The sequence below is a fragment of the Sinomonas sp. G460-2 genome, from assembly GCF_047759905.1.
GTDB lineage: Bacteria > Actinomycetota > Actinomycetes > Actinomycetales > Micrococcaceae > Sinomonas.
Genome location: NZ_JBKZWT010000093.1, coordinates 1 through 12,596, shown reverse-complemented (window position 1 = coordinate 12,596; position 12,596 = coordinate 1). Strand labels below are relative to the sequence as shown.

The window sequence follows — 12,596 nt, the reverse complement described above, 5'->3', positions numbered from 1 at the left end:
CGGACCCCGCGCCGCGCGCCCAGTCCGCGGCGGCCATCATCTTCTTCCCGGACGGCTGAACCCGCAGGAGTTCGAGCGCGTGCGTCCCCGTCCCGACGAGGAGCCTCTGCCCATCGAAGGAGAGTTCGCCCGCCGGAAGGCCGGTCACGTCGGGCCGGAGCAGCGGCGGCTCGAGCTTGAACCGCTCGCCGTGGAGGGTGGTCCACGCCCCGGGTTCGGGCGTCACGCCGCGCGCGCGGCGGTGGACCGCGATGGCCGGCTGCGTCCAGTCGAGGTGGCCGTCCTCGAGCGAGAGCTTGGGTGCGTACGTCGGCTCGCCGGCCTGCCTCTGGGGCGCGAGCGTCCCGTCTGCCACGCCCGCGATCGTTCGGGCGAGGAGCCCGGCCCCGCTCACGGCGAGCTCGCCGAGCAACTCGCCGGCGGTCGCGTCCGGACCGGGGGTCAGGGCGAGCGTGCCGAACACCGGGCCCGTGTCGAGGCCCTCCTCAAGGCGGAACGTGGACGCGCCCATGACATCGTCGCCGTGGATCACCGCGTGCTGCACGGGAGCGGCACCGCGCCACGCGGGCAGAAGGGAGAAGTGGAGGTTCACCCAACCGTGCACCGGCACCGCGAGGGCCGCAGGCGGCACGAGGCCCCCGTACGCGACGATCGCGGCGACCTCGGGGCGAAGCCCCGCAAGCCGATCGGTCACCTCTGCCGTGATGCGCGCGGCCTTGACAACGGGCAGACCCAGTTCGGCGGCCCGCGCGGCGACGGGCGACGGCGTGAGCACCCGCTTGCGGCCGATCGGAGCGTCCGGGCGGGTCAGCACCCCAACGAGGTCGACGCCGGGCTCTGCCGCGAGGCGGTCGAGCGAGGGGACGGCGACCTCGGGGGTTCCCGCGAAGAGGACCCTCACGCGTTCCTCCCCGCCGGGCTGGACGCGCTGCCGCCGAACGACGCGCCCGTGCCGAAAGCCGAACCGACGTGCCCGGCTCGCTTCGTGACCGTCTGCCCGGCCACGGAGGAGTAGTCGATGGCCCGAATCGCCCGATGTGCCGCGCGCCGTTCCTCGCCCTCGAGGCGGTCAACGAAGAGGATCCCGTCGAGGTGGTCGGTCTCGTGCTGGAAGGCCCGCGCGAGCATGCCCTCGGCCTCGATCGTCACGGCGTTCCCCTGCGCGTCGAAGCCCGAGGCCGTGACGGTGCGTCGCCGCCGCACCGGGAAGGCGACCCCCGGGATGCTGAGACAGCCCTCGACCACGTCGTCCTGGAAGTCCTCGGAGAGCTCGAGGACGGGGTTCACGAGGTGCCCGCGCGTCCCGTCGATCTGGTACGTGAAGACGCGCTGCCCGACGCCGACCTGCGGCGCCGCGAGACCCGCGCCGTCGACGTCCTCCATCGTCTCCATCATGTCCGCGACGAGCCGCTCGAGCTCTGGCCCGAACTCGACCACGGGGTCCGCGGGCGTGCGCAGCACGGGGTCGCCGATGATCCGGATGGGCAAGATAGCCATGGCGGGGGAAGCCTTTCGGAACGGGTGAGGGGCTGGGGTCAGTCTATTCCGCGCTGGGCGGAGGCGGCGGGAGCGGCAGGAGCGTCCGCCCCGCCGAGGCCGCCTCGACCCGAGCCGCCCAGACGCGGCGCAGCCGGCAGAACGTGAGCCAGTGGAACTTGCGGACCTCAGGGTTGACGCGGACCGCCGCGAACTCCGTCTCCCCGATCGCGACAGCGATGAGCAGGGGATCCTCGCCATACTTCCAGGGCTCCCACTCCCCCGCCGCAGCGTCCACGAGGCCCTCCTCGGCCTTCATGCCAGCGACGAGCTGCATCGCGACCTTCTCGTCCGGCGGCTTGACGCGCCCGTCCCGAGTGGTGCCCTTCGTCTTGTAGTCCACGAGGCAGATCCGACCGTTGATCCGCGCCACGAGGTCGAGGGTCCCGGCATAGCCCACTGACGTGTTCCACACCGTGAGCTCCGGGGCGATCGGCTCGACGCCGAAACTCTCCCACCAGTGCTCGACGTTGAGGGCGAACGCCTCCTCGCCCTGGGCCCTGAGCGCCTCGCGGGCCTCGTCGAGACGATGCGGTCGGTCCAGCGCGCGCAGCGCGAGCTGCTCGGCGAAGGTATGGACTCGGTCTCCCCGCTGCGCGGCGGCTTTCGCGTAGTCCTCCGACGCATCGACGGCCGTCCGGACGAGCTGTCGGATCCGAGCCGGGCTGTCGAGCGCATCGCGCAGCTCGGGGTGATCTGCGACGTGCCGCGCCGCCATATAGCTGCGCCAGCCGTCGAGATCGAGGGGCTGCTGGGCGATGACGGTCGTGATCGACGGGACGGTGGGCTCGGCGGAAAGGGAACGCCGATACATCCTGCCGAAACCGTCGGGAGATTCTGCGGCGAGGCCAGGGACTGTCATGGGAGCACCCTTTCACACGGGTCTGACAACGCACGTGGCGGAAAAAACAAGGACCCCCGGACAGCGTCCGGGGGTCCAGTTGTGGGCGATACTGGGTTCGAACCAGTGACCTCTTCGGTGTGAACGAAGCGCGCTACCACTGCGCCAATCGCCCGAGTTCTCGGTGCGGCACCCGGCTTGCGAGCGCTCTAAGACTCTAGCCCACGCCGCGCCCAGATCTCAAATCACGGCCCTCGAATTGCATGGGTGTGGTTCACCGTTCGGCAACCGGCGGTTCGCCGTCGAGCGATTTGTGCATTGCCCGCCCGTTCTGTAGAGTCTTTACTCGTTGAAGCGCGGCCACGAGCCCGAACGCGGCCCGCAAAGCCGCGGGTGCGGCGAGGGCCAGGCAACAACCCTGCGGACGTAGCTCAGTTGGTAGAGCACCACCTTGCCAAGGTGGATGTCGCGAGTTCGAGTCTCGTCGTCCGCTCGCAGGACACTGTCGGAAGCATCCTCGTCGGGATGCCAACACGGTGGGGTGGCCGAGAGGCGAGGCAGCGGCCTGCAAAGCCGTATACGCGGGTTCGAATCCCGTCCCCACCTCGGTGAATATCCTGATTTCCGGTTTGCTCCGGATTTCCGGGCGATTGGCGCAGCGGTAGCGCGCTTCCCTGACACGGAAGAGGTCACTGGTTCGATCCCAGTATCGCCCACGGAGAGGCTTCACGGCCTTTCGTGCGGACGTAGCTCAGTTGGTAGAGCACCACCTTGCCAAGGTGGATGTCGCGAGTTCGAGTCTCGTCGTCCGCTCTCTTCTTCTTTACGGGATTCTCTCAGGCAGAAGAGGTCCCCTTGGGCGATTGGCGCAGCGGTAGCGCGCTTCCCTGACACGGAAGAGGTCACTGGTTCGATCCCAGTATCGCCCACCCCGCACGGCGCCTCTCGAGGCGCCGTTTCGCGTATCCGGCCTTCTCCTCCGGCACGATTCCGGGCCACTGGCGCCTCGCTCCCCCGTTTGGCCACCTTCCGTTAACCAACCGTTCATTCCCGAAGCGGTAGAACCGGCGTCATATCCGCAGCGCCGTCGGCTCTCTTCTCCCGGTAGCCACGTGCGGGCCGCCCCCAACGCCTTCCCCGGGAAACATGCCCCCAACTCTGGGGAGGGTGTTGGATTGGGCCCGGCACGTGGCTACTATCGTTCGTGGTGGAGCACTGTGGCTCCCTGAGTGAAAGGAGGTGGCCGTGTCTCAAGTCGACGCAATCGCGGGCAGGGCCGGTAACTGCGCTATGAGGCTCGATCGAATCGAGTCGTCGTCCCGATCTCTCGGGGGCCAGTCCTAGAGACTCAGCCGGCGCAGGCCGGACCGACCAAGATCACGTCACAGGGATGCCGGTACCGCTGAGAGGCGGGACCGGCATTTCTGCGTCTACGCCGGCTCGTGTGCCTGGCCCTCGCGGGCGAGGGCCGTAAGCCGGGAGACCGCGCGGAAGTACTTCTTGAGGTATCCGCCCGCCATCATCTCGGCGGTAAACAGCTGGTCGAACGGCACGCCGGAGGCGAGGATCGGCACGTCCTTGTCGTACAGCCGGTCCGCGAGGACCACGAAGCGGAGGGCGACCGCCTGCTCCTCGATCGTGCGGACGTCCTTCCATACGACGCCGTCGATCCCGTCGATGAGCTGGCGGTAGCGGCTCGGGTGCACGCCCGCGAGGTGAGTCAAGAGGGCGCCGAAGTCGTCAACGGCGACAGTGCCGCCGTCGAACTCGGCGTTCATCCGCGCGTCGAGCTCGTGGGGCTTGAGCGGCGCGGGCGCGGCCGGAAGCCCGCGGTGGCGGTAGTCGTCGCCATCGATCCGCACGACGTCGAACTGGTCGGCGAGCACCTGGATCTCGCGCTGGAAGTCGACCGCCGCGAAGCGCCCCTCGCCGAGCGAGCCGGGGAGCGTGTTAGACGTCGCGGCGAGCTTGACCCCGGCGTCGGCAAGCTCGCGCATGAGCCGCGACATGAGGACGGTATCCCCCGGGTCGTCGAGCTCGAACTCGTCGATGCAGACGAGGCGGTACGTGCTGAGCGCCTCGACCGTTTTGCGGAAGGACAGCGCGCCCACGAGGTTCGTGTATTCAACGAACGTGCCGAACGCCTTGGGGCCCGGCACGGAGTGCCACAGCGACGCGAGAAGGTGGGTCTTCCCCACCCCGAACCCGCCGTCGAGGTAGACGCCGGCGCGCCCCTTCGACTTGTTGGCCCGAAAAAGCTTGGAGAACAGTCCCCCGCCGTCCCGCGCGCCGTCCACGGACACCCCGAAGTCTTCGAGCGACTTGACGGCCGCCGCCTGAGAGGGCTGCGCCGGGTCCGGGCGGTAGCTCGCGAAGGAGACCCCGCCGAAGCGCGGCGAGGGGTGGAAGCCAGCCAGGATCTCTTCAGCGGACACTTTCGGCGTGCGGGTGGTCAGGTGTGCGACAGTCGCCAAGGAATCCGTCCGTTACATGGGCCCACAGGGGCGCTACATCGGTGTGAGGGGCAAGGGCAAGGATATCGCGGAGACGCACGTCATGTTTCGCAGCATGACAACGGACGACGGCGACACTCACCCCGTGCGCGCTCCGTGGCTACGCTGGGAGGGACTTCCCAGGAGCACGCGGTCGTGGCTGGCCGCGGCCCCGACTCACCCGAGCGAAAGGCAACCGCCATGAGCTACCCCCTCGACACGAACGAGAAGTTCGCCGCCTACGCCCATCCCGAGCGCCTCGTCTCCACCGAGTGGCTCGCCGCCCAGCTCGCCGGAGGCGCGCTCGAGGACGCCAAGCTCGCCGTCGTCGAGTCCGACGAGGACGTCCTGCTCTACGAGACGGGTCACATTCCGGGCTCGGTCAAGGTCGACTGGCACACCGACCTGAACGACGAGGTGGCCCGGGACTACGTCGACGGCCCCGCGTTCGCGAAGCTCCTCTCCTCCAAGGGCATCTCCCGCGACACGACCGTGGTCATCTACGGCGACAAGTCGAACTGGTGGGCCGCGTACGCGCTGTGGGTCTTCACACTGTTCGGCCACGAGGACGTCCGCCTCCTCGACGGCGGCCGCGACAAGTGGATCGCCGAGGGCCGCGAGCTCACCACCGAGGTCCCGACCCCGGTCGAAGGCGACTACCCCGTCGTCGTCCGCGACGACGCGCCCATCCGCGCGTTCAAGGACGAGGTGCTCGCGCACCTCGGCAAGCCGCTCATCGACGTCCGCTCCCCCGAGGAGTACACGGGCAAGCGCACGCACATGCCCGCGTACCCCGAGGAGGGCGCGCTCCGCGGTGGCCACATTCCGACGGCCGCGTCCATCCCGTGGGCCCGCGCCGCCGCCGAGGACGGCACCTACAAGTCGCGCGGCGACCTCGAGGCGCTCTACCTCAACGAGGCTGGCCTCACCGCCGGCGACGAGGTCGTGGCGTACTGCCGCATCGGCGAGCGGTCGAGCCACACGTGGTTCGCGCTCAAGTACCTCCTGGGCTTCGAGAACGTCCGCAACTATGACGGCTCGTGGACCGAGTGGGGAAATGCGGTGCGCGTTCCGATTGTTAAGGGTGAAGAACGAGGCACGTGGCCGCTCTCCTGAGGGCGGACACTAGGCACGCGCTCCGCTAAGGCGCGAACACTAGGCACCGATGCCGGCGCGGCGGTCTCACCACGAGGCCGCCGCGCCGCGCATCACCTGGCATAGTCTGGAAGGGATATGACGACTCACACCACACCCGCGGCACTCGCGGAGATCATCGACGAGTTCCAGGGGCTCGAGGAGCGCGAGCGGCTTCAGCTCCTGCTCGAGTTCGCGCAGTCGCTTCCCGAGCTGCCAGAGAGGTACGAGAACCACCCCGAGCGGCTCGAGCAGGTTGTCGAGTGCCAATCGCCGGTCTTCATCACCATCGAGACGGAGCCTGCGGACGACGGCGGTTCCCCCACCGTGCGCCTCTTCCTCACCGCACCACGCGAGGCCCCGACCACGCGCGGCTTCGCGAGCATCCTCGCCGAGGGGCTCGACGGCCTCCCCGCCAACGAGATCCTCGCCGTGCCGGACGACATCGCCCACGAACTCGGGCTTGACCGCGCCGTCTCGCCGCTGCGCCTGCGCGGCATGAGCGCGATGCTCGTGCGCATCAAGCGCAAGGTGGCAGGCGAGTGCCAGCTCGGTCAGTCCGTCTGAGGCACCCTGCAGACGTGACGGCGCAACGGATCGGATGAGCTGGGCCTGACGCGGTCTTCATTGTTGCCGGCGCAGCCTTCACCCGATGGAAGATTCTCCTAAGACTCTCGGGGAGGCCGGCGGCCCGTTCCGCTCTCGCCGGTGCCGGCGCCCGTGCCAGTCCCGCCGGTGCCTTTTCCTGTGCCGGTCCCGCCGGTGCCCGCACCCGTGCCAGTCCCGCCGGTGCCCGCACCCGTGCCAGTCCCGCCGGTGCCTTTTCCTGTCCCAGACCCGCCGGTGCCGGCACCCGTGCCGGACCCGCCGGTGCCGGCACCCGTGCCAGACCCGCCAGTCCCCGCACCAGTCCCAGACCCGCCAGTCCCTTTTCCTGTCCCAGACCCGCCGGTCCCGGCACCAGTCCCGGACCCCCCAGTGCCTTTTCCTGTCCCAGACCCGCCCGTGCCCGCACCAGTCCCAGCTGCACCGGTCCCCGCACCAGTCCCAGCTGCACCGGTCCCCGCACCAGTCCCAGTTCCACCGGTCCCCGCACCAGTCCCAGACCCGCCGGTCCCCGCACCAGTCCCAGTTCCACCGGTCCCCGCACCAGTCCCAGTTCCACCGGTCCCCGCACCAGTCCCAGACCCGCCGGTCCCCGCACCAGTCCCAGACCCGCCGGTTCCCGCACCCGTCCCAGACCCGCCAGTCCCCGCACCAGTCCCAGTTCCACCGGTTCCCGCACCAGTCCCAGACCCGCCGGTGCCGGCACCCGTGCCAGACCCGCCGGTGCCTTTTCCTGTCCCAGACCCGCCCGTGCCCGCACCAGTCCCAGACCCGCCGGTCCCCGCACCAGTCCCGGACCCGCCAGTGCCCGCACCCGTCCAGGTTCCGCCGGACTTGCCGTCCATGATGGAAAGATAACTCCGCCGACGAACATCGGCGAGGGATCGATTCCGGGGCTCTTATTGACTAGCCGTCAACGCCCAGCGGGACGAGCTGCATTTGCCTCGCAAGCCCGTACGCGACGGGAAGATCGCTTTCGCTCCCTACGAATACGCGGCCGATGACGAGCACGGCATGGCTCGGCGAAGGTATCTGTGTCACGCCTTCGGGCACGGTTCCCTTCCAACCGGGTCCGCTGAGCAGATAGTCGCCCTCCGCGGTTCCGGTCGTGCGCTTGCCGACGTAAGCGAAATTTGCGCCATCCGCGGGGTTCGTGAGCTGCAGGCTGTAATACCGGCCGGCAGTGTCCGGAACGTGCAGAAGCTGCGGCCCCTTGGTCAAGTCCAGCCACCCTCCGACATAAAGCACGTCGTCGGTTCCGGTCGCCAACAGGCTCCCGCGCGCCGCCGACGGAGAAGAGGTGTTAGGCACGGCGTAAAGCGTGTTGACCGGGACCGGCCCTTCACCGAGCCCGCGCTTGACAATTGCCCTTTTGTAGCCATTAACCGTAATGCGCGGCCAGAGGTAAATGAAGAGCGGGGCGCCGAGTACCCACACCACGCCCGCCGCTATCGCCAGCGGGACGATCTCGGCCCATCCGCGCGATATTCGCTGGTAGGCCACCCATGCGAAAATTGCGAGTATGACGGCCGTGAGCGGATAGGCGTACTTCAGGATGAGGTAATTCATATCATCCAGCCTTGACAACCGGCGGGACTCGATAAGTCTCATCTAGAATCGCCGAGCCCGGCAGATACACGCGGAGCATCAACTTGAACTTTCCGGAAGGGGACGGCAACCAGTTCTGCTCATGCCCGGCCGGAGGCCTTTGCTGGAGATAGATATCGATCGAACCGTCGGCGTTCCTCACAAGATTCGAACGATCATCAAAACTCGAGCGATTAATGGGATTTTTCACCATATATCCGACGGCATCGGTCATGGTCAGCGACCAGAAGGCGTCATTCGGCGGGAGTTGCCCAGCCGGAAAGCGCACGAGGTATTCGTGCCGGCCAGTGAGCGTTTGCCCTGAACCGTCCGTAGCCGCAGTCCAGTAAGCAGCCTCCTCAAACACATTCACGATCGGCAGGGCTTTGGCGCAGGCGGCCCGCACAAGCACACCATTCCCGGGCTGGCCACACCTGCGGATGGCGCTCCAGCCGTTGACCGTCGTCGTGATGGTCCGGGCCGCGGCGTTCATCACAAGGATCGCTGTCAAGAAAGCGAGCGTGGCGCCGATGATGACCCCTTGCACGACGCCGGACTGCGCGACCCAGGTGAGGATACTTCCCATGTCCGCACACTAGCTCCGCCGCCGTGAGGAACACCACGGGGTTGGTCGCCCTATTTCTGGGTGCGGGTCCGACCGGGGTTGGGGCGGCGAGGTGGCGTCGGCTGGGAAGGCCACCGGCGCGGTCCGGTCCACATCGACGGCGGGGCGTCGAGTTCGCGGCACAGCGCCAGCGCTGCGCGATCGTAGTTCACGCGCCATCCCCTGAAGTGGGGCCAGGCGTCCTCGTCGGTTTCGGTGACCGGGTAGCCGACCGAGCGGAGGGTTGCGGCGGCCTGGGCAAATTCCTCGAACGTGATCGAGATAGGCGTTGTGTCGGCGGCCTGGGCGAGATCTGGAACAGGCAGCTTCGCGGCCCTGGCCATGTCGTTGAGGGTCTCGAACCCCATGCGCAGCATGAGCCGTGCCGTGATCTTGGGATCCGAGTCTGGGGCGAGGGCGAGGTGAAGGGCGGCGGCATCCATGACCGCGATGAGGGACGTCAGCCAATGGGAGTTAGTCCTCGGCGAGCGCAGACGAAGCAGAGTCGTGTACGTCGCGTGCGATTCGGCGACCTCCGCGGTCCACCGTTCCCAGCGCACGAAGAGCTCGCCGAGTACCGGCCCAGAGGGGCTGCTGCCGGTGCCCCAGTGGGTCCGCAGCAGGATCTCGGGTCCCCAGGCCGGAGTTCCGGCTCGTGCGACGAGGAGGCTTACTTCGGTTTCGCGTCGGTTGAACGAGGCGTACACGGTGGGCAGGTATCCGATCTGGAGACCGATGACCGCCATGCCGGAGAACCCGGCGAGGTAGGCGGCGAGCTGTCCGCCACCGCCGTGCGGGACCGCGAAGCCGAGCGTGAAGACGGAAGAGCCGGCGTCTTCGAGAGCCGCGCCGAGATCGCCGCCGGTCGCCGGCAGCATGATCAGCGCGAAGCCGACCACGAGCATTCCCATCCAGGCCGTCAGGCGGACTACGAGGGTCAGGGGGGCCTGCCAGCCTAGGATTCGGTCGCGCCGTTCGAAAGCGTCGACGCCGCGGAGGGCCAGAAGAAAGACGCCGTCCAGCAGGCCGTCGATCACCGCCGTCACCAACGACCTGACGCGCCGCGGGACGACGAGCGCGCCGAGAATGCTCATCGCGGTCCCGACGATCAAGCAGGCACCGGCGGCGAAGCCGGCCCAGATCAGCACCTCAGACAAGGGTCCGCTTGAGTCTTCAGCTGCCGCTGCCCGATGCGGCCCGGCGCACGGCCGTCATCGCCGGAAAGTCACGTGCGTTATGCCGCTCTCGGCGGCCTCTGCGGTGACGCTGTAGCCCGACTCGAGGCCGCGCAGATCGTCCCAGAGACGGATGCCTTGCCCGAGCAGGATCGGCGTGATGGCGACGTGGAGCTGGTCCACGAGGCCGGCCTTGAGGAAGTCGCGTGCCACAGAGGCCCCGCCGCCGATGCGGACGTCCTTGCCGTCAGCGGCGGCGACGGCGCGATCAAGCGCCTCCTCCGGAGTCGCGGACAGGAAGTGGAACGTCGTGCCGCCCGCCATCTCGATCGACGGCCGCGCGGTGTGGGTGAGCACGAACACCTGCGCCCGGAACGGCGGCTCGTCACCCCACCAGCCTCGCCAGTCCGGATCGTCCGGAAAGCTGTGCAGGCCGAACATCCCCGCACCCATGATCTCCGCGCCGACCTCCGCGAAGTACGCCTGCGCGTACTTGTCGTCCACCCCGGTCGTGCCTTCCCCCGAGGCGTCGTGCAGGACCCGTTCGCGGAAAGTGCGGGTTGCGACATAGGCGGAGACGAGGCGGGACCAGTCCTCGCCCATCGGGTTCTCTGGCGTCTGATCCGCCGTCGTCGCAAATCCGTCGAGCGAGATGTTCAGGTCGACACGTACGGCCATCGAAGGCTCCATCCCCAAGTGATTGCAATTCGCCCTCACTGTAGTGGAGGCTCAGACACTGTCAAGGCTGGCACACCCCGAGGAAGGCGGCTCCCAAGGCTGCGCCTCCGCGGGATGCGTCGGCACAGGCTTCCCCACCGCGAGGTAGCGATGCGATCCACAGGCAGAGCCAAAGGCGGGCACGGCCCGGGCACGCCGGCGACGGCCGCGCTCGACGCAGCCGGTGTCGCGTACACGGCCCACCCCTACGAGCACGACCAGTCCACGCAGAGCTACGGCCTCGAGGCCGCGGACGCTCTCGGCATCGAGCCCGAGCGCGTCTTCAAGACGCTCATGGTGGACGTCGCCGGCAAACTGTGCGTCGCCGTCGTGCCTGTCAGCGGGAGCCTGGACCTCAAGGCGGCCGCCGCCGCGTTTGGGGCGAAGAAGGCCTCGATGGCGGATCCAGCGGCCGCCGAGCGCCGCACGGGCTACGTCCTGGGCGGGATCTCCCCGCTGGGGCAGCGCCAGCCCTCCCCCACCGCCATCGACGAGTCGGCGCTCGCGCACAGGACGATCCTCGTCTCGGGCGGCCGGCGCGGCTTCGACATCGAGCTCTCCCCCGCGGACCTCGTGCGCCTCACGCGCGCGTCAGTCGCCCCCCTGCGCGGGCACTGAGTCTTCTTCCGCAGAGCCTCCGACAAGATCCCCAGCCGGACGCTCAACCTGCTGGCCCGGCCCCGGACGCGGCGCGAGCACCTCTCCGAGCCACGTCACGATCGTCTGCTCCCAGCGCTCCGGGTCGACGTTCCATTCCTTGGTGTGCCGGGCCTTGCGGAACGTCTCAAGGGTGACCATCTCGGGATTGCGGCCCGCGAGAAGCGCGGACGGACCGAACGGCACGAAGTCGTCGTCCACGCTGTGCAGGATGAGCGTCGGCGTGCGGAGTTCGACGGCGCGAGTGACCCAGTCCATCGCCCGGAAGTCGAGCGGCGCGGCGAGTCCCGTGATCCGGCGCCCCCACGGATGCGCGAGCAGGAATTGCCCGAACCGCCCCACGCCGGCTGGGATACGGTTCTTCTGGGCCTGGTGCGCGAGGACGTCGACCCAATCGACCACGGGCGCGTCGAGGACGAGCGCACGGATGTACTGCCGGAGGCTCGACCGATCCGCCGCCGCGAGGCTGATCGCGCCGCCCATGGACCAGCCGAACAGCACGACATCCTCGGCCCCGTTCGCGAGCGCGAACGCGATGGCTTCCTCGACATCGCGCCACTCCGTCATGCCGAGCCCGTAGCGGCCGTCGGGCGTCGCGGGGGCGTCTCCGTCATTGCGGTAGGAGATCACAAGGCTCGTCAGGCCGAGTCGCCGCGCTGGGAGGAGCCCGCGCAGCGATTCGAGTCGCGACGCGCCACGCCCATGGACCATGATCGCCCACGTGCGGGCGCGCTCGGGGCTCTCGGGGCGCACGAGCCACGCGGGCGCAGGACCGAGATCGGTCTGGATCGCCACGTCCTCGGCCAGGCAGTCCAGATCGGCCGGCGAACCGAAGACGACGCCGCTCCAGCGCGCCCGAACGGCCTTCCGCAGATCGCCCGCGTACTCGGCGACAACTCGGCGCGTCACCGTCCCGTCCCCCGGCGTGTAGTCCTCGAGCGGACCAAGGCGAACGTGGCCCGCCCCCAGGTCGAAGAACAGGCTGTACTCGCCATCGACCACGGTCTCCGGCGTCGCGCGGAGGATCACGCGCCGTTCGCTGCCCGAGCCCTGAACCGCGAGGACCTCCTGATCCTCGTTCTTGACCCGCTCCGGCGTCACGATACGCCGCGCGAAATACGCGGCGAGCGCCGAGCTCGAAGCGGCGACGGCGGACGCAGCGCCGAGGCCCACGCCGGCGCCCAGAAGGGCCCAGACGCTGCGCGGAAGCGGGGCGCTGGGGGCGGACTGGGACTCGGATCGCTCGC

At 68.8% G+C, this 12,596-nt stretch carries 12 protein-coding genes and 6 tRNA genes; 8 read left to right on the top strand and 10 right to left on the bottom strand.

Annotated elements, in window-relative coordinates; translation table 11 throughout:
* The 4 genes from ACLN58_RS10845 to ACLN58_RS10830 form a co-directional block, all read right to left on the bottom strand.
* Positions 1-901, bottom strand: a 901-nt coding sequence (locus tag ACLN58_RS10845) for a methionyl-tRNA formyltransferase (protein WP_415855269.1), incomplete at its 3' end; no start/stop codon positions are given.
* A complete protein-coding gene (gene def / locus ACLN58_RS10840; RefSeq protein ID WP_415855268.1) occupies positions 898-1,497 on the bottom strand; it encodes a peptide deformylase in 600 nt (199 codons plus the stop codon). The genes ACLN58_RS10845 and def, both read right to left, overlap by 4 nt.
* A 43-nt stretch (positions 1,498-1,540) precedes the next feature.
* On the bottom strand, positions 1,541-2,398 hold the full coding sequence (locus tag ACLN58_RS10835) for a cytochrome (RefSeq protein ID WP_415855267.1): 858 nt from the start codon (positions 2,396-2,398) through the stop codon (positions 1,541-1,543).
* 82 nt (positions 2,399-2,480) lie between these two features.
* A tRNA-Val gene (locus tag ACLN58_RS10830) sits at positions 2,481-2,552 on the bottom strand.
* Between the two features lie 245 nt (positions 2,553-2,797).
* On the opposite strand from ACLN58_RS10830, the gene ACLN58_RS10825 reads away from it, so the two are divergent.
* From ACLN58_RS10825 to ACLN58_RS10805, 5 genes are all read left to right on the top strand, one after another.
* Positions 2,798-2,870: transfer RNA gene (locus ACLN58_RS10825), tRNA-Gly, on the top strand.
* 42 nt (positions 2,871-2,912) lie between these two features.
* A tRNA-Cys gene (locus ACLN58_RS10820) sits at positions 2,913-2,983 on the top strand.
* Positions 2,984-3,021: 38 nt separating this feature from the next.
* A tRNA-Val gene (locus ACLN58_RS10815) sits at positions 3,022-3,093 on the top strand.
* A gap of 24 nt (positions 3,094-3,117) precedes the next feature.
* Positions 3,118-3,190 (top strand) — tRNA-Gly (locus ACLN58_RS10810).
* Positions 3,191-3,234: 44 nt separating this feature from the next.
* Positions 3,235-3,306, top strand: a tRNA-Val gene (locus ACLN58_RS10805).
* 501 nt (positions 3,307-3,807) lie between these two features.
* Here ACLN58_RS10805 and zapE read toward each other — a convergent pair.
* Positions 3,808-4,851 (bottom strand): cell division protein ZapE, encoded by a 1,044-nt coding sequence (gene zapE, locus ACLN58_RS10800; RefSeq protein ID WP_415855266.1) that lies wholly within the window; start codon positions 4,849-4,851, stop codon positions 3,808-3,810.
* A gap of 219 nt (positions 4,852-5,070) precedes the next feature.
* On the opposite strand from zapE, the gene ACLN58_RS10795 reads away from it, so the two are divergent.
* A complete protein-coding gene (locus tag ACLN58_RS10795) occupies positions 5,071-5,985 on the top strand; it encodes a sulfurtransferase (RefSeq protein ID WP_415855265.1) in 915 nt (304 codons plus the stop codon).
* A 117-nt stretch (positions 5,986-6,102) separates the two neighbouring features.
* Positions 6,103-6,570 carry a SufE family protein gene (locus ACLN58_RS10790; protein WP_415855264.1) on the top strand — a complete coding sequence of 156 codons (468 nt, stop codon included), beginning with the start codon at positions 6,103-6,105 and terminating at the stop codon, positions 6,568-6,570.
* A 945-nt stretch (positions 6,571-7,515) separates the two neighbouring features.
* Here the strand turns inward: ACLN58_RS10790 and ACLN58_RS10785 are convergent.
* From ACLN58_RS10785 to ACLN58_RS10770, 4 genes are read right to left on the bottom strand one after another with little or no spacing between them, the layout of a single operon-like run.
* On the bottom strand, positions 7,516-8,178 hold the full coding sequence (locus ACLN58_RS10785) for a DUF1254 domain-containing protein (RefSeq protein WP_415855263.1): 663 nt from the start codon (positions 8,176-8,178) through the stop codon (positions 7,516-7,518).
* Position 8,179: 1 nt separating this feature from the next.
* Entirely contained in the window at positions 8,180-8,782 is a 603-nt protein-coding gene (locus ACLN58_RS10780) for a DUF1214 domain-containing protein (RefSeq protein WP_415855262.1), read from the bottom strand.
* A gap of 50 nt (positions 8,783-8,832) precedes the next feature.
* Positions 8,833-9,957 (bottom strand): hypothetical protein, encoded by a 1,125-nt coding sequence (locus tag ACLN58_RS10775; protein WP_415855261.1) that lies wholly within the window; start codon positions 9,955-9,957, stop codon positions 8,833-8,835.
* Between the two features lie 54 nt (positions 9,958-10,011).
* Positions 10,012-10,653, bottom strand: coding sequence for a dihydrofolate reductase family protein (locus ACLN58_RS10770; protein WP_415855260.1), 642 nt, complete (start codon positions 10,651-10,653; stop codon positions 10,012-10,014).
* Positions 10,654-10,803: 150 nt separating this feature from the next.
* On the opposite strand from ACLN58_RS10770, the gene ybaK reads away from it, so the two are divergent.
* The gene (gene ybaK, locus ACLN58_RS10765; RefSeq protein WP_415855259.1) at positions 10,804-11,310 is read left to right on the top strand and encodes a Cys-tRNA(Pro) deacylase; all 507 of its coding nucleotides are present in this window, start codon (positions 10,804-10,806) and stop codon (positions 11,308-11,310) included.
* Here the strand turns inward: ybaK and ACLN58_RS10760 are convergent.
* Positions 11,284-12,534 (bottom strand): alpha/beta hydrolase family protein, encoded by a 1,251-nt coding sequence (locus ACLN58_RS10760; protein WP_415855270.1) that lies wholly within the window; start codon positions 12,532-12,534, stop codon positions 11,284-11,286. The two genes, ybaK and ACLN58_RS10760, sit on opposite strands and share 27 nt — an antisense overlap.
* Between the last annotated feature and the right edge of the window lie 62 nt (positions 12,535-12,596).

What these genes read in the sequence shown, in the direction of transcription:
- def (WP_415855268.1), bottom strand. Translation starts at nt 1,497, where the DNA reads ATGGCTATCTTGCCCATCCGGATCATCGGCGACCCCGTGCTGCGCACG.
- ACLN58_RS10835 (WP_415855267.1), bottom strand. Translation starts at nt 2,398, where the DNA reads ATGACAGTCCCTGGCCTCGCCGCAGAATCTCCCGACGGTTTCGGCAGG.
- ACLN58_RS10795 (WP_415855265.1), top strand. Translation starts at nt 5,071, where the DNA reads ATGAGCTACCCCCTCGACACGAACGAGAAGTTCGCCGCCTACGCCCAT.
- ACLN58_RS10790 (WP_415855264.1), top strand. Translation starts at nt 6,103, where the DNA reads ATGACGACTCACACCACACCCGCGGCACTCGCGGAGATCATCGACGAG.
- ACLN58_RS10785 (WP_415855263.1), bottom strand. Translation starts at nt 8,178, where the DNA reads ATGAATTACCTCATCCTGAAGTACGCCTATCCGCTCACGGCCGTCATA.
- ACLN58_RS10780 (WP_415855262.1), bottom strand. Translation starts at nt 8,782, where the DNA reads ATGGGAAGTATCCTCACCTGGGTCGCGCAGTCCGGCGTCGTGCAAGGG.
- ACLN58_RS10770 (WP_415855260.1), bottom strand. Translation starts at nt 10,653, where the DNA reads ATGGCCGTACGTGTCGACCTGAACATCTCGCTCGACGGATTTGCGACG.
- ybaK (WP_415855259.1), top strand. Translation starts at nt 10,804, where the DNA reads ATGCGATCCACAGGCAGAGCCAAAGGCGGGCACGGCCCGGGCACGCCG.